22 protein-coding genes are annotated in these 17631 nt (G+C 66.5%); 5 read left to right on the top strand and 17 right to left on the bottom strand.

Annotated features, from left to right (window positions below):
- Window positions 1-3 precede the first annotated feature (3 nt).
- From DEH84_RS01010 to DEH84_RS00990, 5 genes are read left to right on the top strand one after another with little or no spacing between them, the layout of a single operon-like run.
- Window positions 4-966: an ABC transporter permease gene (locus tag DEH84_RS01010; RefSeq protein ID WP_109033940.1), complete on the top strand. Its 963-nt coding sequence runs from the start codon at window positions 4-6 to the stop codon at window positions 964-966.
- Window positions 963-2159 carry an ABC transporter permease gene (locus tag DEH84_RS01005; protein WP_109033938.1) on the top strand — a complete coding sequence of 399 codons (1197 nt, stop codon included), beginning with the start codon at window positions 963-965 and terminating at the stop codon, window positions 2157-2159. Before DEH84_RS01010 ends, DEH84_RS01005 begins: the two co-directional genes overlap by 4 nt.
- A 52-nt stretch (window positions 2160-2211) precedes the next feature.
- A complete protein-coding gene (locus tag DEH84_RS01000; RefSeq protein WP_109033936.1) occupies window positions 2212-3219 on the top strand; it encodes an ABC transporter substrate-binding protein in 1008 nt (335 codons plus the stop codon).
- A gap of 4 nt (window positions 3220-3223) precedes the next feature.
- Window positions 3224-3856, top strand: coding sequence for a TetR/AcrR family transcriptional regulator (locus DEH84_RS00995; RefSeq protein ID WP_109033934.1), 633 nt, complete (start codon window positions 3224-3226; stop codon window positions 3854-3856).
- A gap of 47 nt (window positions 3857-3903) precedes the next feature.
- Complete coding sequence (locus DEH84_RS00990) at window positions 3904-4203, top strand: YkgJ family cysteine cluster protein (RefSeq protein WP_109033932.1); 300 nt, start codon at window positions 3904-3906, stop codon at window positions 4201-4203.
- 17 nt (window positions 4204-4220) lie between these two features.
- On the opposite strand, the gene DEH84_RS00985 is transcribed toward DEH84_RS00990, so the two are convergent.
- The 17 genes from DEH84_RS00985 to tuf all read right to left on the bottom strand — a co-directional run bounded on the left by DEH84_RS00985 (window position 4221) and on the right by tuf (window position 17520).
- Entirely contained in the window at window positions 4221-5489 is a 1269-nt protein-coding gene (locus tag DEH84_RS00985; protein WP_109033930.1) for a Zn-dependent hydrolase, read from the bottom strand.
- Between the two features lie 25 nt (window positions 5490-5514).
- Window positions 5515-6975: a dihydropyrimidinase gene (gene hydA / locus DEH84_RS00980; RefSeq protein WP_109033928.1), complete on the bottom strand. Its 1461-nt coding sequence runs from the start codon at window positions 6973-6975 to the stop codon at window positions 5515-5517.
- 40 nt (window positions 6976-7015) lie between these two features.
- The gene (preA, locus tag DEH84_RS00975) at window positions 7016-8320 is read right to left on the bottom strand and encodes an NAD-dependent dihydropyrimidine dehydrogenase subunit PreA (RefSeq protein ID WP_109033926.1); all 1305 of its coding nucleotides are present in this window, start codon (window positions 8318-8320) and stop codon (window positions 7016-7018) included.
- Window positions 8321-8322: 2 nt separating this feature from the next.
- A complete protein-coding gene (locus tag DEH84_RS00970; protein ID WP_425428978.1) occupies window positions 8323-9681 on the bottom strand; it encodes an NAD(P)-dependent oxidoreductase in 1359 nt (452 codons plus the stop codon).
- A 443-nt stretch (window positions 9682-10124) separates the two neighbouring features.
- On the bottom strand, window positions 10125-10631 hold the full coding sequence (locus DEH84_RS00965) for a peroxiredoxin (protein WP_109033923.1): 507 nt from the start codon (window positions 10629-10631) through the stop codon (window positions 10125-10127).
- Window positions 10632-10781: 150 nt separating this feature from the next.
- On the bottom strand, window positions 10782-11051 hold the full coding sequence (gene rpsQ, locus DEH84_RS00960) for a 30S ribosomal protein S17 (RefSeq protein ID WP_109033920.1): 270 nt from the start codon (window positions 11049-11051) through the stop codon (window positions 10782-10784).
- Window positions 11048-11254 carry a 50S ribosomal protein L29 gene (rpmC, locus tag DEH84_RS00955; RefSeq protein ID WP_109033918.1) on the bottom strand — a complete coding sequence of 69 codons (207 nt, stop codon included), beginning with the start codon at window positions 11252-11254 and terminating at the stop codon, window positions 11048-11050. Before rpmC ends, rpsQ begins: the two co-directional genes overlap by 4 nt.
- A 22-nt stretch (window positions 11255-11276) precedes the next feature.
- Entirely contained in the window at window positions 11277-11693 is a 417-nt protein-coding gene (gene rplP / locus DEH84_RS00950; protein ID WP_109033915.1) for a 50S ribosomal protein L16, read from the bottom strand.
- Between the two features lie 2 nt (window positions 11694-11695).
- Window positions 11696-12553, bottom strand: a complete 858-nt coding sequence (gene rpsC / locus DEH84_RS00945) for a 30S ribosomal protein S3 (protein ID WP_109033912.1) — start codon at window positions 12551-12553, stop codon at window positions 11696-11698.
- A 14-nt stretch (window positions 12554-12567) separates the two neighbouring features.
- Window positions 12568-12897, bottom strand: a complete 330-nt coding sequence (rplV, locus tag DEH84_RS00940) for a 50S ribosomal protein L22 (RefSeq protein ID WP_109033910.1) — start codon at window positions 12895-12897, stop codon at window positions 12568-12570.
- Between the two features lie 12 nt (window positions 12898-12909).
- Window positions 12910-13185, bottom strand: a complete 276-nt coding sequence (rpsS, locus tag DEH84_RS00935; RefSeq protein WP_109033907.1) for a 30S ribosomal protein S19 — start codon at window positions 13183-13185, stop codon at window positions 12910-12912.
- A 13-nt stretch (window positions 13186-13198) separates the two neighbouring features.
- A complete protein-coding gene (rplB, locus tag DEH84_RS00930) occupies window positions 13199-14023 on the bottom strand; it encodes a 50S ribosomal protein L2 (RefSeq protein ID WP_109033905.1) in 825 nt (274 codons plus the stop codon).
- 2 nt (window positions 14024-14025) lie between these two features.
- Window positions 14026-14337: a 50S ribosomal protein L23 gene (rplW, locus tag DEH84_RS00925; RefSeq protein ID WP_109033903.1), complete on the bottom strand. Its 312-nt coding sequence runs from the start codon at window positions 14335-14337 to the stop codon at window positions 14026-14028.
- Window positions 14334-14957, bottom strand: a complete 624-nt coding sequence (rplD, locus tag DEH84_RS00920) for a 50S ribosomal protein L4 (protein ID WP_109033901.1) — start codon at window positions 14955-14957, stop codon at window positions 14334-14336. Before rplD ends, rplW begins: the two co-directional genes overlap by 4 nt.
- On the bottom strand, window positions 14957-15631 hold the full coding sequence (gene rplC, locus DEH84_RS00915; RefSeq protein WP_109033899.1) for a 50S ribosomal protein L3: 675 nt from the start codon (window positions 15629-15631) through the stop codon (window positions 14957-14959). The genes rplD and rplC overlap by 1 nt, the downstream gene beginning before the upstream one ends.
- A 311-nt stretch (window positions 15632-15942) precedes the next feature.
- Entirely contained in the window at window positions 15943-16254 is a 312-nt protein-coding gene (gene rpsJ / locus DEH84_RS00910) for a 30S ribosomal protein S10 (protein ID WP_035037922.1), read from the bottom strand.
- 75 nt (window positions 16255-16329) lie between these two features.
- On the bottom strand, window positions 16330-17520 hold the full coding sequence (gene tuf, locus DEH84_RS00905; RefSeq protein ID WP_109033866.1) for an elongation factor Tu: 1191 nt from the start codon (window positions 17518-17520) through the stop codon (window positions 16330-16332).
- Window positions 17521-17631 lie beyond the last annotated feature (111 nt).

The raw sequence follows: 17631 nt of genomic DNA, 5'->3' as shown, positions 1-17631 counted from the left end.
GCGATGACCACCCCGACCGCCACCCTGCCCGCCGCTGCGCGCACGCGTCGGCCCGGCGCCCCCGAGCCCGCGCTGAGCTGGGGCGCACGCACGGGCCCGGTCCTCGCCGTGACGCTGGCCGTGCTCGTACTCTGGTACCTCGCGGCCATCGCGCTCAACGCCCACGGTGCGATCGAGCGGGTGCTGGGCGGCCCCGATGGCGCCTGGTCGGCCACGCAGTTGGTGCAGACCACCTGGGCCATGCAGCGCCCCATCCTGCCCGTGCCTCACCAGATTGGGCTCGACATCTGGCACAGCGTGCGCGACTGGCCGATCGACAGCCCCCGCAACCTGCTGCTGCACGCTCGCACCACGGCCGAGGCCACGCTGCTGGGCTTCGGCCTCGGCACGGCGCTGGGCCTGCTGCTGGCCATCGGCATCGTGCATGCCCGCACGCTCGAGAAGGCCCTGCTGCCGTGGATCGTGGCCTCGCAGACAGTGCCGGTGCTGGCCATCGCGCCCATCGTGCTGGTGGTGCTGGGCAGCCTGGGCTTCACCGGCACGCTGCCCAAGGCGGTGATCGCGATGTACCTGTGCTTCTTCCCCGTCACGGTGGCCATGGTGCAGGGCCTGCGCTCGCCGCAGCGCATCGAGACCGAGCTGTTCCATACCTACGCAGCCAGCCGGTGGCAGGCACTGTGGGCGCTGCGCCTGCCGGCCTCCCTGCCGCACCTGTTTCCCGCGTTGCGCGTGGCCATCGCGGCCGGGTTGGTCGGCGCCATCGTGGCCGAGCTGCCCACCGGGGCGCAGGCGGGCCTGGGTGCGCGCCTGCTGACCAGCTCGTACTACGGCAACACCGTGCAGATCTGGTCCGCGCTGCTGATGTCGGCGGTGCTGGGCCTGGCCCTCACCGCGCTGGTCGGGCTGCTGGAGCGCGCCGTGCTGCGCCGCCACAGCCCGACCGCACAAGGAAAGCTCAAATCATGAGCCACCCCATTGCTTCCCTGTCCGGCGCACGCGTGCGTCCCGATGCGCCGGGCGCGCTCCTCGCCGTGCTGGCCCTGGCGCTGCTGCTGCTGTCCCTGCCCTACCCGGCCCTGCAACTCGCGGGTGAAGACGGCTTCACGTTGAACCCCCTGGCCTGGTGGGCCGTGCAGGCGGTGGCCCCCGGCTGGGTGGCGTGGGGCACCGGGCTGGCCACCGGCGTGGCCGCGTTGCTTGCCTTGCGGGCCACGCCAGGCCGCGCCGCCACGCTGGCGCTCACGCTGCTGACGCTGGCGGCCCTCGGCGGCCTGATCGCACTGACGCCCACCGAAGAGCAAGGCGCAGTAGGCAGCGGCTTCTGGCTGTGCACCGGCGCGGTCGCGCTGCTGGCCCTCGTCACCGTGGCCCGCGTGTCGGCCCTGCCGCTGCCCCGCGGGCTGGATGCCGCCAGCGCCCTGCTGTTCGGCCTGTGGGTGCTGCTGTTCTGGGAACTGCTGACCACCGCCTTTGCCGTGCCCCGCGTGCTGCTGCCGCCGCCGTCGTCGGTCGCGGTGGCGCTGTGGACACACGCGGCCACACTGCGCGACGACCTGGTGCAGACCGTCGGCAAGGCCGTGTTGATCGGCTACGTGCTGGGCTGCGGCCTGGGCGTGGGCGTCGGCATTGCGATCGACCGGCTGCCCTTTCTGCAACGGGGCCTGCTGCCGGTGGCCTCGCTGACCAGCACGGTGCCGCTGGTGGGCGTGGCGCCCATTGCGGTGATGTGGTTCGGCTTCGACTGGCCCTCCAAGGCGGCCGTGGTCGTGCTGATGACCTTCTTTCCCGCACTCATCGGCACGCTGGCCGGGCTGGCTGCGGCCGGCAAGCTCGAGCGCGAGCTGATGTTCTCCTACGCCGCCAGCGACCGCCGCACGCTGCTCGACCTGCGCCTGCCGGTGGCTCTGCCCTTCATCTTCAACGCGCTGAAAGTCAACGCCACGCTGGCCCTGATCGGCGCCATCGTCGCCGAGTTCTTCGGCTCGCCCACGGTGGGCCTGGGCTTTCGCATCTCGACCGAGGCCTCGCGCATGAACATGCCGCTGGTGTGGGCCACCATCGTGGTCGCCAGTGCGGTCGGCATGCTGGCCTATGCGCTGCTGGGCCGGCTCGAGCGCCGCGTCAACTTCTGGCATCCGGCCATCCGCGCCGCAGCCTGAACCCGTTCGTCTTCCCCACGTGTCTCCCTTCCCATCCCACAGGAGCCTTTCGATGAACCGTTCGCTGTCTTCCACGATCCGCCTGGCCCTGCTGTCGGCCGCTGCGGCGCTCAGCCTGGGCGCGCAGGCCGCTGAAAAGGTCACGCTGCAGTTGAAGTGGGTGCCCCAGGCCCAGTTCGCCGGCTACTACGTTGCCCAGGCCAAGGGCTATTACAAGGACGCCGGGCTCGACGTCACCATCAAGCCGGGCGGCACCGACGTCTCGCCCGTGCAGGTGCTGGCCGGCAAGTCGGCCGACGTGATCGTGAACTGGATGCCGGATGCGCTGGCTGCGCGCGAAGCGGGCGTGCCGCTGGTCAACATCGCGCAGGTCTTCGACAAGTCGGGCCTGATGCTGACCTGCAAGAAGGCCAGCGGCGTGAGCGCACCAAAAGACCTCAAGGGCAAGACGCTGGGTGTCTGGTATGGCGGCAACGAGTACCCCTTCCTGAGCTGGATGGGCAAGCTGAACCTGAAGCCCGGCAAGGACATCACCATCCTCAAGCAGGGCTTCAACGTCGACCCGCTGCTGCAGAACCAGGCCGCCTGCATCTCGACCATGATCTACAACGAGTACTGGCAGGTGGTCGATGCCGGCGTGAAGGAGTCCGACCTGGTCACCTTCTTCTACCAGGACCAGGGCGTGGCCTCGCTCGAAGACGGCCTGTACGTGCTGGCGCCCAACCTGCGTGACAAGGCCTTCGTCGCCAAGATGGCCAAGTTCCTGAAGGCCAGCTTCAAGGGCTGGAACGACGCGGTGAAGAACCCCGAAGAGGCCGCCAAGATCGTGGTGGCCAACGACACCTCCGGCAGCGCGAGCCTGGCCGTGCAGAAGCGCCAGATGGAGAACGTGGCCAAGCTCATCAGCAACGCCAACACGCCCAAGATCGGCTACCTGGACCCGGCCGCCTACGAGCGCACGATCAAGGTACTGATGGCCGGCGGCAGCGACCCCATCATCAAGAAGGACCCGGGCAAGGCCGCCATGACCCACCTGGTGTGGGAGCAGGCCGCAAAATGACGGCATGAGCAGCAGCGGCCCCTCCAGCAAGAAGCAGATCCGTCAGGCCAACGAGTCGACCATCCTGCGCGCCGCCGAGCGGGTGTTCGCCCGCGCGGGCTTCGAGGGCGCGACGATGGCCGACATCGCCGAAGAAGCCGGCCTGCCCAAGGCCAACCTGCACTACTACTTCGGCAACAAGCGCGAGCTGTACCGCGCCGTGCTGGATGCCGTGCTGCACGACTGGCTGGCGCCGCTGACCTGCGTCACCCCCGAGGCCGACCCGCGGGCGGCCCTGAGCGAATACATCCGCCGCAAGATGGCCCTGGCCGCCGAGCGACCGGATGCCTCGCGCGTGTTCGCCAACGAGTTGCTGCACGGCGCGCCCGTGGTGCTCGACCTGCTGCGCACCGACCTGCGTCAGCAGGTGCTGGACAAGGCGGCCGTGGTGGACGGCTGGATGGCCGCCGGCCGCATGGCCCGCGTTGACAGCGTCCACCTCTTCTTCTCGATCTGGGCCACCACCCAGACCTACGCTGACTTCGACGTGCAGATCCGCGCGGTGCTGGGCAAGGACAGGCTGACCGCGCGCGACCGCCAGCGGGCCTGCGACCACGTCGAGGCCCTGATCCTGCGCGGCTGCGGCCTGGCTGGCTAGAATGCGGGCCCGTTCCCGAACCGCCTTTCCCCCTCTGGTCTCGCACGATGGATTGCCAGCGCTGTGGCGCCTGTTGCGCCCACTACCGTGTGTCCTTCTACTGGGCTGAAGCCGACGATGCCCCGGGCGGCCATGTGCCCGTCGGCCTGACCGAACCGGTTTCCCCGCTGATGCGCTGCATGGCCGGCACGAACCACCGCTCTCCGCACTGTGGCGCGCTGCAAGGCCAGGTGGGCCAGCAGGTCGGATGCCGTATCTACGCCGACCGCCCCACGCCGTGCCGCGAAGTCCAGCCGGGCGACCCGCAGTGCCTGAAGGCACGCGCCGCCCACGGGCTCACGGACTGAGCCTGCCAGGCTCAGCTTCAGCCGACCACGCCCGCGCGATCCAGCATCGCGTGCATCAGCACGTTGCAGCCCGCCTCCAGGTGGGCCGGGTCGGCGTCCTCAATCTCGTTGTGACTGATGCCGTCCTTGCACGGCACGAACACCATGCCGGCCGGCGCCAGGCGCGCCACGTACACGGCGTCGTGTCCCGCGCCGGACACACACGGCATGCTGCTGTAGCCCAGCTGGGCGGCAGCCTCGCGCACCGCCTGCACGCACCCCGCCTCGAACGGCACGGCCGGGTAGTGCGAGACCTCCCGGATGTCGACCTGCAGGCCGGTCTCGGCGGCCACACGGGCTGCGTAGGCGCGGATCTCAGCATCCATCTGGTCCAGCAGCTCGTTGCTCACGTTGCGCAGGTCCATCGAAAACGTCACGCGCCCGGGGATCACGTTGCGGCTGTTCGGGTGCACCTGCACCATGCCTACCGTGCCGCGTCCGTGGGGCTGGTGGCGCATCGCCACGGCCACCACCTCCTGCATGATCCGCGTGGCCGCCTGCAAGGCATCGCGCCGCAGGCCCATGGGCGTCGGGCCGGCATGCGCCTCCATGCCCGTCACCGTGCAGTCATACCAGCGAATGCCCAGCACCGCCTCCACCACGCCGATGGTGATGCCGTGGTCCTCCAGCACCGGCCCCTGCTCGATGTGGGCCTCGAAGTAGGCGCCCACCGGATGCTGCCCCGGCACTTCGTCGCCGATGTAGCCGATGCGCTGCAGCTCGTCCTTCACCGTGAGGCCGTCGACATCCTTCGCGGCATAAGCGTGTTCCAGCGAAAAGGCCTTGGCAAACACGCCCGAGCCCATCATCACCGGCACGAAGCGCGAGCCTTCCTCGTTGGTCCAGAACGCCACCTCGATCGGGGCCTCGGTTTCGATGCCGGCGTCGTTCAGCGTGCGCACCACCTCCAGCCCGGCCAGCACGCCATAGTTGCCATCGAACTTGCCGCCCGTGGGCTGGGTGTCGATGTGGCTCCCCGTCATGACGGGTGGCAGCGCATTGTTGCGCCCGGGGCGGCGCATGAAGACGTTGCCGATCTGGTCGACCGTGACGCTCATGCCAGCCTCGCGGGCCCAGCCGACCACCAGGTCTCGGCCCTGGCGGTCCAGGTCGGTCAGGGCCAGTCGGCAGACGCCGCCCTTGGCGGTGCTGCCGATCTGCGCCAGCGTCATCAGCGCGTCCCACAAGCGGGTGCCGTTGACGCGCAGGGCGCGCACGTCGCGTGCCTCGGTGGTGAGGGTGCTCATGGGGTGTCCTTTCAATGCATTCGGTTCAGGCGCTGCGCGCCACCGCGGTGGGCGCCTGCAGCGCCGCCTTGCGCGACAGCGCGTCGAACACCGGCCCGAACGGCGGGCGCTTGACGTAACGGCCCTGACCGGGCTCGGCGCGCAGGTCACCCTGCACGTACACCAGCCGGCCGCCGCTCAGCGTGTGGGTCGGGATGCCCGTCACCGTGCGCCCTTCGAAGATGTTGTGGTCGCCCTTCGAGTGCTGGGTGGCCACTGACAGCGTCTTGGTGCCGGCCGGGTCCCAGACGACCAGGTCGGCATCGGCGCCCTCGACCACGCAGCCCTTGCGCGGATAGATGTTGAACAGCCTGGCCGCGTTGGCCGAGGTCACCGCCACGAACTCCGAAGGCGTCAGGCGCCCGGTGTTCACGCCCTCGTCCCAGATCACGGCCAGCCGCTCCTCGATGCCGCCGGTGCCGTTCGGGATCTTGCTGAAGTCCAGCCGGCCCGCCGCCTTCTGCGCCGCACAGAAGGTGCAGTGGTCGGTCGCCGTGGTGTGCAGGTGGCCGGCCTGCAGACCGCGCCACAGGGCAGCCTGGTGCTCGCGCGCGCGGAAGGGGGGGCTCATCACGTGCGCCGCCGCCACGGCGAAGTCGGGGTGGCGGTACACGCTGTCGTCCACCACCAGGTGGCCGGCCAGCACCTCGCCATACACACGCTGGCCGCGGGCCCGCGCACGCGCAATGGCCTCGGCCGACTCGGCACATGACACGTGCACCACATAGATCGGCACGTTGAGCACATCCGCAATGGCGATGGCGCGCTGGGCCGCCTCGGCCTCCACCGCGGGTGGCCGCGACAGCGGGTGCCCCTCCGGCCCGGTGATGCCCTTGGCCTTCATCTCCTGCTGCAGCAGGAAGACCAGTTCGCCGTTCTCGGCATGCACGGTCGGCATCGCGCCCAGCTCCAGCGCGCGACGGAAGCTGTTCACCAGCGTCTCGTCGTCGGCCATGATGGCGTTCTTGTACGCCATGAAGTGCTTGAAGCTGTTGACGCCCTCCTCGTGCACCAGCGTGCCCATGTCGGCGCGCACGGACTCGTCCCACCACGTGATCGCCACGTGAAAGCTGTAGTCCGCCGCGGCCTTCTCCGCCCAGCCTCGCCACATGCGGTAGGCGTCCATCAGCGGCTGCTGGGGGTCGGGGATCACGAAGTCGATGATGCTCGTGGTGCCCCCGGCCAGCCCGGCCGCCGTGCCCGTGTAGAAGTCATCGGCCGTCACCGTGCCCATGAAGGGCAGCTGCATGTGGGTGTGCGGGTCGATGCCCCCGGGCATCACGTACTGCCCGCCCGCATCCACCACGGTGGCGCCGGGCGGGGCAGCAAGGTCTGCGCCGACGGCCTGGATGCGGCCGTCGACACACAGCACATCGGCCCGCTGTTCGCGGTCCGCGTTGACCACGGTGCCGCCCCGGATCAGGACGGCGCTGGCGGTGTCGCTCATGGTGTGCTCCTTGCGAAAGGGTGAATCAGGCCAGGCGCGATCAGGCCGTCGCCGCCATCGGGTTGTTCGGGTGGGCCGTCCAGTTCAGCGGCTCGGCCTTCACCGGCTCCCCCGTGCGCTGGTCGATCTCGCCCGGCACCAGGTGGCGCAGCGTGATGCACTCCTCCACCGGGCAGACCGACACGCACAGGTTGCAGCCCACGCACTCCTCTTCCTTGACCTCGAAGTGGCGCACGCCATCCTTGATCGCGGTGATGGCCTGGTGCGAGGTGTCTTCGCACACCACATGGCAGCGCCCGCACGAGATGCACTTGTCCTGGTCGATCACCGCCTTGGACACGTGGTTCAGGTTCAGGAACTTCCAGTCGCTCACCGTCGGCACGGCACGCCCCACCAGCTCATCGAGTGAGCGGATGCCCATCTCGTCCATGTAGTTGCTCAGGCCATCGGTCAGGTCCTGCACGATCTTGAAGCCGTGCACCATGGCCGCCGTGCACACCTGCACCGTGCCGGCGCCCAGGGCGATGAAATCCAGCGCATCACGCCAGGTGCTCACGCCGCCGATGCCCGAGATCGGCAGGCCGCGCGTTTCCGGCGTGCGCGCGATCTCGGCCACCATGTTCAGCGCGATGGGCTTGACCGCCGGCCCACAGTAGCCACCGTGCGAGCCCATGCCCGCCGTGCTGGGCACCATGGTCAGCGTGGCCGGGTCCACCCCCATGATGGAGTTGATCGTGTTGATCAGCGACACCGCGTCGGCCCCGCCGCGCTTGGCCGCCTGCGAGGGCTGGCGGATGTCGGTGATGTTGGGCGTGAGCTTGACGATCACCGGCATGCGCGAGTACTGCTTGCACCACGCCGTCACCATCTCGATGTACTCGGGCACCTGGCCCACCGCCGCGCCCATGCCGCGCTCGCTCATGCCATGGGGGCAGCCGAAGTTCAGCTCGATGCCATCGGCCCCGGTGTCCTCCACCATGGGCAGGATGCGCTTCCACGAGGCCTCGTTGCACGGCACCATCAGCGAGACCACCATGGCCCGGTCCGGCCAGTCGCGCTTGACCTGGCGGATCTCGTCGAGGTTGACCTGCAGCGGCCGATCCGAGATCAGCTCGATGTTGTTGAAGCCCAGCACGCGCCGGTCGGGCGACAGCAGCGTGCTGTAGCGCGGCCCGCTGACGTTGACCACCGGCGGGTCCTCGCCCAGCGTCTTCCACACCACGCCGCCCCAGCCTGCTTCAAAGGCGCGGATGACGTTATAGGCCTTGTCGGTCGGCGGCGCCGAGGCCAGCCAGAACGGGTTCGGGCTGTGGATGCCCACGAAGTTGCTGCTCAGGTCTGCCATGTTCAGGCCTCCGCTTGGAAAGATGCGTGGATGCTCAGGGCGGCCTGCTTGCCGTCCTCGACCGCTTCGACTGTCAGGTCGCGTCCGCCGGCGCGGCAGTCGCCGCCCGCCCAGACGCCCGGCAGCGACGTGCGCCCGTGGCCGTCGACCGACAGGCGCCCCTCCTGCAGGACCAGCCCGGCGTCGACCCACGGCGCCGCTTCGAACAACTGGCCAATGGCCTTGAGCACCATGTCGGCCGCCAGGTCGACGTGCCGCCCGGTGGGCTGCACACGTCCATCTTGCGGAGCCTGCTCCTGAAAGCGCACCCCGGTCACGTGGCCGCCTTCACCCAGCAGCATTTCCGGCGCCAGCCAGTGGCGGATCGTCACGCCGCGCGTCTGCGCCCATTCCTGCTCCACGCGCGATGCCGACATCGCCTCGGGCCCGCGGCGGTACACCATCGTGACCTCGTCGGCGCCCAGCAGCCTGGCCTGCACGGCCGCGTCCACCGCCGTCATGCCCCCGCCGATCACCACCACGCGACGCCCCACCGGCAGCGTCGACAGGTCGGCCGTCTGGCGCAGCCGGGCGATGAAGGCCACCGCATCCTCGACCCCACTCAGTTCGGTCTCGCCGGGCAGCCCCAGCTGCCGCACGGCCCCGAGCCCCAACCCCAGGAAGACGGCGCTGTGCGTCTTGCGCAGTTCGTCCAGATCGGCCGCCGTGCGCAGCGCCCAGCCCGTGCGCACCGTGATCCCGCCGATGCTCAGCAGCCAGGCGATCTCGCGCTGCGCGAAGTCGCCCGCCGTCTTGTAGCTGGCCAGTCCGTACTCGTTGAGGCCGCCAGCCTTGTCGTGGGCGTCGTATACGGTCACGTCATGGCCCAGGCGGGCCAGCGTGTGCGCGCAGGCCAGGCCCGCGGGCCCGGCGCCCACCACGGCCACCTTGTGCCCGGTGGAGGGGGCACGCGTGAAGAGCGGTGCCACGCCGTCCTGCATCACCGCGTCCACGGCGTGGCGCTGCAGGCGGCCGATCTCGATGGGCTTGCCCTGCTGGGTGTTGCGCACGCAGACCTGCTCGCACAGCTCCTCGGTCGGACACACCCGCGCGCACATGCCACCCAGCGGGTTGGCCTCCAGAATGGTCTCCGCCGCACCGCGCAGGTTGCCATCGGCGATGCGATGGATGAAGGTCGGCACGTCGATCCCGGTCGGGCACGCCGTCTGGCACGGCGCATCGTGGCAGTACAGGCAGCGCTCGGCCTCGATCACCGCCTGCATCGGCGTCAACGGGGGCGTTTCGGCAGCGCCGAAGCGTTCGGCATAGGCGGTCGCTGGCAGACGACCGGCCTGGACATCGGGACAGGGGCTCGCGGACACGGGGGGCTCCTTTGACTCAACATCCTGACCAATTGGTCAGGTTCTTGGGTCAGGTGTATGCGCAAACCGTGCCAGGGCTCGTACGTGCTTTGCCGCCCTGTGTGCGTGGTTCCGATGCGGCCGGACGCACCGGTGTCGGGCACGTGACGCATCCGGCCATCCCTACGCCGCACCAACGCAGCGCGAGCGGTGCACCATCGCATCACCACCCAACGGGCGTGGTGCGTCCGCGGGCCATCGAAAGATGGCGCCGTTAGTCCTGAGTCCTGAGCCCTGAGCCCTGGCCGTCAACTCGACGCCCGACCTCTCACGTTCGACAGCCCGCCCGCCCCAGGCGCCGGCGGACCGCAACCGGCATGAAAAAAGGCGCTGCCGCCGGCAACGCCTTGTGCTCGGACCGGGAGGGCCCGGCCGTCGCGTCGGTCGCCGAAGCGACCGAGTACTCAGCCCTTGATCTGCTTGAGCAGTGTGTCCGCGTCGCTCACCGCGTAGCCACCGCCCTTCTCGTCGTTCAGCGCGGTCACCACACCATCCTTGACCAGCATCGAGTAGCGGCCCGAGCGAAGGCCCAATCCCTTGGCGGTCAGGTCCAGCACCAGGCCGGTCGCCTTGGCGAACTCGGCGCTGCCATCGGCCATGAAACGCACCTTGCCAGCGGCCTTCAGTTCACGGCCCCACGCGCCCATCACGAAGGCGTCGTTCACCGACACGCACCAGATCTCGTCCACGCCGGCGGCCTTGAATGCGTCTGCCTGTGCGATGTAGCCCGGCGCATGCTGCGCCGAACACGTCGGCGTGAAGGCCCCCGGGAGACCGAAGATGGCGACCGTCTTGCCGGCCGTTTCCTTCTGGACGTCGAAGGCGTTCGGGCCGAGACTGCAGCCGTTGCCCTCCACCTCGATGTACTCGAACAAGGTCGCGGCAGGCAGCTTGTCACCAACTTGGATCATGGGAAGGTCTCCGGAGAAAGAGGGTTGGAAATGAAAAAAACCGGCCGCCAGTATGACTGGCAGGCCGGTTTTCCGGGACGACACCAAGGTTTTGGCCCCGGTGTCGCCGGGGCGATCCCACCTTTCAGTGGGATCGTTTACAGGCGGTGATCAGATCGCCGGAGCCTTCTCGACCAGACGGGACACAACCCAGCTCTTGGTCTTCGACAGCGGACGGCTTTCCGTGATCTCGACGACGTCACCGAGCTTGAACTCGTTGTTTTCGTCGTGAGCGTGGTACTTGCGCGACTTGGCCACGATCTTGCCGTAGAGCTCGTGCTTCACACGACGCTCGACGAGCACGGTCACGGTCTTGTTGCGGGCGTCAGAGACGACCTTGCCAACCAGGCTGCGAACCACTTTGGTTTGAGCTTCCGTCATTGGGCGGCTCCTTCCTTCTTCTTCTGAGCCAGGATCGTCTTGGCGCGAGCGATGTCGCGACGAGTCTTGCCCAGAGCAGAGGTGTCGTTGAGCTGCTGGGTCCCACGCTGCATGCGCAGGTTGAAGTGGGCCTTCAGCAGGTCCTTGATTTCGGTTTCCAGTGCGGCCACATCCTTGGCGCGCAATTCAGAGGCTTTCGCCATATCTTTCTCCTTGCGCGTCAAATCAGATGCCGAACTCGCGACCGACGAAGGTCGTGCTCAGCGGCAGCTTGGCGGCAGCCAGCTTGAACGCTTCGCGTGCGAGTTGCTCGGGCACACCCTGGATCTCGTACAGCACCTTGCCGGGCTGAATTTCAGCCACGTAGTACTCCACGTTACCCTTGCCGTTACCCATACGGACTTCAGCCGGCTTGTTCGAGATCGGCTTGTCCGGGAAGATGCGGATGAAGATGCGGCCGCCACGCTTCACGTGACGCGAAATCGCACGACGAGCAGCTTCGATCTGACGAGCGGTGATGCGACCACGCTCAGTGGCCTTCAGGCCGAAATCGCCGAAGGACACATCGGCGCCACGGGTGGCGACACCCGTGTTACGGCCCTTGTGCTCCTTGCGGAACTTGCGACGGTTAGGTTGCAGCATGCTTATTCTCCTTTCGCTTCGGCAGCCGGGGCTGCCTTGCGAACGCGGGCACCGGCGCCAGCTGCGGCAGCCTTGTCGCTGCCATCGGCCGGAGCGCCATCAGCGCGCGGGGCACCACGGCCGGCACCACCACGCGGACCACGACGGTCGTTCGGGCGGTCGCCACGCGGGCCACGGCGGTTGCGACGGTCGTCTTCGCGGTCGTCACCCTTGAGCACCGGGGCTTCGCCATTGGCCAGGCGGTCACCACGGTAGACCCAGACCTTCACACCGATCACACCGTAGGTGGTGTGGGCTTCGGAGAAGCCATAGTCGATGTCGGCCTTGAGGGTGTGCAGAGGCACGCGGCCTTCGCGATACCACTCGGTACGGGCGATTTCGATGCCGTTCAGACGGCCGGCGGACATGATCTTGATGCCCTGGGCGCCCAGGCGCATCGCGTTCTGCATCGCACGCTTCATGGCGCGACGGAACATGATCCGCTTTTCCAGCTGCTGCGTGATCGAATCGGCGATCAGCTGAGCATCGACTTCAGGCTTGCGCACTTCTTCGATGTTCACCGAGACCGGGCAATTCAGACGCTTGGCCAGTTCGACCTTCAGGTTCTCGATGTCCTCGCCCTTCTTGCCGATCACCACGCCCGGACGTGCCGAGAAAATGGTGATGCGGGCGCTCTTGGCAGGACGCTCGATCAAGATGCGCGACACAGCCGCGTTCTTGAGCTTCTTCTTCAGGAATTCGCGGACTTCCAGGTCTTCAGCCAGCATCGAGGCGAAATTGCGATTGGTGGCGTACCAACGCGATGCCCAGTTGCGGGTGACGGCCAGGCGGAAGCCGGTCGGATGGATTTTCTGTCCCATGATCAGCCTCTCGCTCAGTTGCCCACGGTCACATAAATGTGGCAGGTCGGCTTGCTGATGCGGTTGCCACGGCCCTTTGCACGGGCGGTGAAACGCTTCAGCGTGGCGCCTTGCTCCACATAAATGGTCTTGACCTTCAGTTCGTCGATGTCAGCGCCGTCGTTGTGCTCGGCGTTGGCGATCGCAGATTCCAGTGCCTTCTTGATGATGCCGGCAGCCTTCTTCTGAGTGAACTCAAGGATGTTGAGGGCCTGATCGACCTTCTTGCCACGGATGAGATCGGCCACCAGTCGACCCTTGTCGACCGACAGACGAACGCCGCGAACGATTGCTTTCGTTTCCATCGCAGCTGCTCCTTATTTCTTGGCTTTCTTGTCGCCAGGGTGACCCTTGAACGTACGGGTCAGGGCGAACTCGCCGAGCTTGTGGCCGACCATCTGGTCCTGGATGTACACAGGCACGTGCTGCTTGCCGTTGTGCACAGCAATGGTCAGGCCGATGAACTCAGGCAGGATGGTCGAGCGACGCGACCAGGTCTTGACGGGCTTCTTGTCCTTGATGGACACAGCCTTCTCAACCTTGGCCAGCAGATGGTGATCCACGAAGGGACCCTTTTTCAGAGAACGAGCCATTTCAGCCTACCTCTTACTTCTTGCGACGCGAAACGATGAACGTCTGCGTGCGCTTATTGTTGCGGGTGCGGTAGCCCTTCGTCATCGTGTTCCACGGCGACACAGGGACCTGACCTTCACCAGTACGGCCCTCGCCACCACCGTGCGGGTGGTCGACAGGGTTCATGGCGACGCCACGCACGGTCGGGCGGATGCCCTTCCAGCGGATGGCACCGGCCTTGCCGTATTGACGCAGGCTGTGCTCTTCGTTGCTCACTTCACCGAGGGTGGCGCGGCATTCGATGTGCACCTTGCGGACTTCACCCGAGCGCAGACGGATCTGAGCGTAGGTGCCTTCCCGGGCCATCAGAACAGCCGAGGTGCCAGCCGAACGAGCGATCTGACCGCCCTTGCCAGGCAGCAGTTCGATGTTGTGGATGGTCGAGCCCACGGGGATGTTGCGGATGGGCAGCGTGTTGCCGGCCTTGATCGGGGCTTCCGAGCCGCTGATCACGGTGGCGCCGGCCTGCAGGCCGCGCGGGGCGATGATGTAGCGACGCTCGCCGTCGGCATAGCACACCAGAGCGATGTGAGCCGTGCGGTTCGGGTCGTACTCGATGCGCTCCACCTTTGCGGGGATGCCATCCTTGTTGCGCACGAAGTCGACCACGCGGTAGTGGTGCTTGTGACCACCGCCCTTGTGGCGCATCGTGATGCGACCGTTGTTGTTGCGGCCGGCGTTCTGCTTCTGGGGTTCCAGCAGCGAAGCTTCCGGCTTGCCCTTGTGGAGGTGCTTGTGCACCACCTTCACCACGCCACGGCGGCCGGGCGAGGTCGGTTTGACTTTGACGACAGCCATGATTACGCGGCCTCCCCGGAGAAGTTCAGCTCTTGACCGTCCTTCAGGGCCACGAAGGCCTTCTTGACGTGGTCACGACGGCCGACACGGCCACCGAAGCGCTTGGTCTTGCCCTTCTGGTTCAGGACTTGCACCGACTTCACTTCGACCTTGAACAGCAGCTCGACAGCGGCCTTGATCTCGGGCTTGGTGGCGTCGCGCAGCACCTTGAACATCACCTGGCCCCGTTCGGCAGCGCTGGTGGCCTTCTCCGACACGATCGGAGCGACCAGCACCTGCATCAGGCGGCCTTCATCGAATTTCAGAGTGCTCATGCGAACATCTCCTGCAGCTTGGCGATCGCGCCCTTGGTCACGAGGACCTTCTTGTAGAAGACCAGCGACAGGGGATCGGCGTAACGGGGCTCGACAACCAGCACGTTCGGCAGATTGCGCGAGGCCAGTGCCAGGTTGTCGTCGACGGTGTCGGCGATCACCAGCACGTGGTCCAGATTCAGGGCCTTCAGCTTGGCAGCGAGCAGCTTGGTCTTGGGGGCTTCGATCGAGATCGAGTCCACCACGGCCAGGCGGCCTTCACGGGCCAGCTGCGAGAAGATGGCGGCCATGCCGGCGCGGTACATCTTCTTGTTGACCTTGTGGGTGAAGTTTTCGTCCGGGCTGTTCGGGAAAATCCGACCACCCCCACGCCACAGCGGCGAGGACGACATACCGGCACGAGCGCGGCCCGTACCCTTTTGACGCCACGGCTTCTTCGTGGTGTGCTTGACCGTTTCACGGTCCTTCTGAGCACGGGTGCCTTGGCGGGCGTTGGCCTGGTAGGCCACCACGACCTGGTGCACCAGGGCTTCGTTGTATTCGCGACCGAACACGACGTCAGAGGCTTCCACCTTGGCGGTGGCCTGACCTTGTTCGTTCAGGAGCTCGAGCTGCGCCATCAGTTGGCTCCTTTCTTGAGCTTGACCTTCACGGCCGGACGCACGGTGACGAGGCCACCCTTTGCGCCGGGCACAGCACCCTTGACCAGCAGCAGTTGACGGGCTTCGTCAACGCGCACGATATCGAGGTTCTGCGTGGTCACAGTCTCGTCACCCATGTGACCAGACATGCGCTTGCCGGGGAACACGCGGCCCGGATCCTGGGCCATCGAGATGGAGCCCGGAACGTTGTGCGAACGCGAGTTACCGTGCGAGGCACGCTGCGAACCGAAGTTGTGGCGCTTGATGGTGCCAGCGAAGCCCTTACCGATCGAGGTGCCCTGCACGTCAACCAGTTGACCGGCTGCGAACAGCGCGGTGGGAGCGATCGTGGTGCCAGCCTTGTACTCGGCAGCGACTTCGGGGGCGACGCGGAATTCCTTGACGAATTCACCGGCTTCGACACCCGCCTTGGCCAGGTGACCAGCTTCAGGCTTGGTCACGCGCGATGCCTTGCGGGCACCGAACACCACCTGGAGGGCGGTGTAGCCGTCGGTCTCAACGGTTTTGACCTGAGCCACGCGGTTGTTGGACACATCCAGCACCGTCACGGGCACGGCGTCGCCGTCGTCCGTGTAGATGCGCATCATGCCCACCTTGCGGCCCAGCAATCCGAGGCGATTGCTAAGACTCATGGTTTTTCTCCAGCCCCACATGGGGGCCTTTTACACATACCCGACAACGATTGGCCGGGCTGACTGGGGTGGTGGCCGCCAGGCGACCACCGTCGAGTTTCCACACCGCTCGGACTGCTCGCCACCCTCCGAAAGACGGCAACGCGCAACCCGCCCAATGCGGGAAAGCCCACGACTATATCAAACGCTGCATTTCCGTGCAAGCGGCGCGTGACGCGCACCGCCACTGCCCTGCCGGAAAAGAGAAAAGGCCTCCGAAGAGGCCTTTGCGTCGGGACACCTGCTGCCAAAGGCCTCAGGTGTCAGCCACATCACTGCAGCTTGATTTCGACGTCCACGCCAGCGGGCAGGTCCAACTTCATCAGGGCGTCAACCGTCTTGTCGGTCGGGTCGACGATGTCCATCAGACGCTGGTGCGTGCGGATTTCGAACTGGTCGCGCGACGTCTTGTTGACGTGCGGCGAACGCAGGATGTCGAAGCGCTGCAGGCGGGTCGGCAGGGGCACGGGGCCCTTGACGATGGCGCCGGTACGCTTGGCGGTTTCGACGATTTCAGCCGACGACTGGTCGATCAGCTTGTAATCGAAGGCCTTCAGGCGGATGCGGATCTTCTGTTGTGCCATGACACACTTCCTTCAATCAAAAGAACGATGACGTCCGCCCGCCGAGAACGGCAAGGCGGACAGGTGTCATGTCGATTACTCGATGATCTTGGCAACCACGCCGGCGCCGACGGTACGACCGCCTTCACGGATGGCGAAGCGCAGACCTTCTTCCATGGCGATCGGGGCGATCAGCTTGACGGTGATCGACACGTTGTCACCCGGCATGACCATTTCCTTGTCGGCCGGCAGCTCGATGGAGCCGGTGACGTCGGTCGTGCGGAAGTAGAACTGCGGACGGTAGTTGTTGAAGAACGGGGTGTGACGGCCGCCTTCGTCCTTCGACAGGACGTACACCTCACCGGTGAAGTGGGTGTGGGGCTTGATCGAACCCGGCTTGCACAGCACCTGGCCGCGCTCGACGTCTTCACGCTTGGTGCCGCGCAGCAGGATGCCGACGTTGTCGCCAGCCTGACCCTGGTCCAGCAGCTTGCGGAACATTTCCACGCCCGTGCAGGTGGTCTTCTGGGTGGCCTTGATGCCGACGATTTCGATTTCTTCGCCGACCTTGACCACGCCGCGCTCGATACGGCCGGTCACCACGGTGCCGCGACCCGAGATCGAGAACACGTCTTCCACAGGCATCAGGAAGGTGCCGTCCACGGCGCGCTCAGGCGTCGGGATGTAGCTGTCCAGCGCGTCGGCCAGGGCCATGATGGCCTGCTCGCCCAGCTCGCCGGTGTCGCCTTCCAGGGCCAGCTTGGCCGAACCCTTGATGATCGGGGTGTCGTCGCCGGGGAAGTCGTACTTGGACAGCAGCTCGCGCACTTCCATTTCGACCAGCTCCAGCAGTTCGGCGTCGTCCACCATGTCAGCCTTGTTCAGGAAGACGATGATGTACGGCACGCCCACCTGGCGCGACAGCAGGATGTGTTCACGGGTCTGGGGCATCGGGCCGTCAGCGGCCGAGCACACCAGGATCGCGCCGTCCATCTGGGCGGCACCCGTGATCATGTTCTTGACGTAGTCGGCGTGACCCGGGCAGTCCACGTGAGCGTAGTGGCGGTTGGCCGTTTCGTACTCGACGTGCGCGGTGTTGATCGTGATGCCACGTGCCTTTTCTTCCGGAGCGGCGTCGATCTGGTCATAGGCCTTGGCCTGACCGCCGAACTTCTTCGACAGAACGGTCGTGATGGCAGCCGTCAGCGTGGTCTTGCCGTGGTCAACGTGACCAATGGTGCCCACGTTCACGTGCGGCTTGGTCCGTTCGAACTTTTCCTTTGCCATTTGTTTCTCCAAACAAAGAACAGTCGCCCATGCGGGTTTAAGGTTTCCGGCACAGGCCTGCCATGGGCAGCAGGCCCACCGCGATCACGCGGCGCCGAAGACCGGCTCAAA

The sequence above is a fragment of the Aquabacterium olei genome, from assembly GCF_003100395.1.
GTDB lineage: Bacteria > Pseudomonadota > Gammaproteobacteria > Burkholderiales > Burkholderiaceae_C > Aquabacterium > Aquabacterium olei.
The sequence above is the reverse complement of the archived record's forward strand: the minus strand, read 5'-3'. Positions and strand labels throughout refer to the sequence as shown.

Coding starts and splice junctions, on each gene's coding strand:
- DEH84_RS01010 (WP_109033940.1), top strand. CDS start 4: ATGACCACCCCGACCGCCACCCTGCCCGCCGCTGCGCGCACGCGTCGG.
- DEH84_RS01005 (WP_109033938.1), top strand. CDS start 963: ATGAGCCACCCCATTGCTTCCCTGTCCGGCGCACGCGTGCGTCCCGAT.
- DEH84_RS01000 (WP_109033936.1), top strand. CDS start 2,212: ATGAACCGTTCGCTGTCTTCCACGATCCGCCTGGCCCTGCTGTCGGCC.
- DEH84_RS00995 (WP_109033934.1), top strand. CDS start 3,224: ATGAGCAGCAGCGGCCCCTCCAGCAAGAAGCAGATCCGTCAGGCCAAC.
- DEH84_RS00990 (WP_109033932.1), top strand. CDS start 3,904: ATGGATTGCCAGCGCTGTGGCGCCTGTTGCGCCCACTACCGTGTGTCC.
- DEH84_RS00985 (WP_109033930.1), bottom strand. CDS start 5,489: ATGAGCACCCTCACCACCGAGGCACGCGACGTGCGCGCCCTGCGCGTC.
- hydA (WP_109033928.1), bottom strand. CDS start 6,975: ATGAGCGACACCGCCAGCGCCGTCCTGATCCGGGGCGGCACCGTGGTC.
- preA (WP_109033926.1), bottom strand. CDS start 8,320: ATGGCAGACCTGAGCAGCAACTTCGTGGGCATCCACAGCCCGAACCCG.
- DEH84_RS00965 (WP_109033923.1), bottom strand. CDS start 10,631: ATGATCCAAGTTGGTGACAAGCTGCCTGCCGCGACCTTGTTCGAGTAC.
- rpsQ (WP_109033920.1), bottom strand. CDS start 11,051: ATGACGGAAGCTCAAACCAAAGTGGTTCGCAGCCTGGTTGGCAAGGTC.
- rpmC (WP_109033918.1), bottom strand. CDS start 11,254: ATGGCGAAAGCCTCTGAATTGCGCGCCAAGGATGTGGCCGCACTGGAA.
- rplP (WP_109033915.1), bottom strand. CDS start 11,693: ATGCTGCAACCTAACCGTCGCAAGTTCCGCAAGGAGCACAAGGGCCGT.
- rpsC (WP_109033912.1), bottom strand. CDS start 12,553: ATGGGACAGAAAATCCATCCGACCGGCTTCCGCCTGGCCGTCACCCGC.
- rplV (WP_109033910.1), bottom strand. CDS start 12,897: ATGGAAACGAAAGCAATCGTTCGCGGCGTTCGTCTGTCGGTCGACAAG.
- rpsS (WP_109033907.1), bottom strand. CDS start 13,185: ATGGCTCGTTCTCTGAAAAAGGGTCCCTTCGTGGATCACCATCTGCTG.
- rplB (WP_109033905.1), bottom strand. CDS start 14,023: ATGGCTGTCGTCAAAGTCAAACCGACCTCGCCCGGCCGCCGTGGCGTG.
- rplW (WP_109033903.1), bottom strand. CDS start 14,337: ATGAGCACTCTGAAATTCGATGAAGGCCGCCTGATGCAGGTGCTGGTC.
- rplD (WP_109033901.1), bottom strand. CDS start 14,957: ATGGCGCAGCTCGAGCTCCTGAACGAACAAGGTCAGGCCACCGCCAAG.
- rplC (WP_109033899.1), bottom strand. CDS start 15,631: ATGAGTCTTAGCAATCGCCTCGGATTGCTGGGCCGCAAGGTGGGCATG.
- rpsJ (WP_035037922.1), bottom strand. CDS start 16,254: ATGGCACAACAGAAGATCCGCATCCGCCTGAAGGCCTTCGATTACAAG.
- tuf (WP_109033866.1), bottom strand. CDS start 17,520: ATGGCAAAGGAAAAGTTCGAACGGACCAAGCCGCACGTGAACGTGGGC.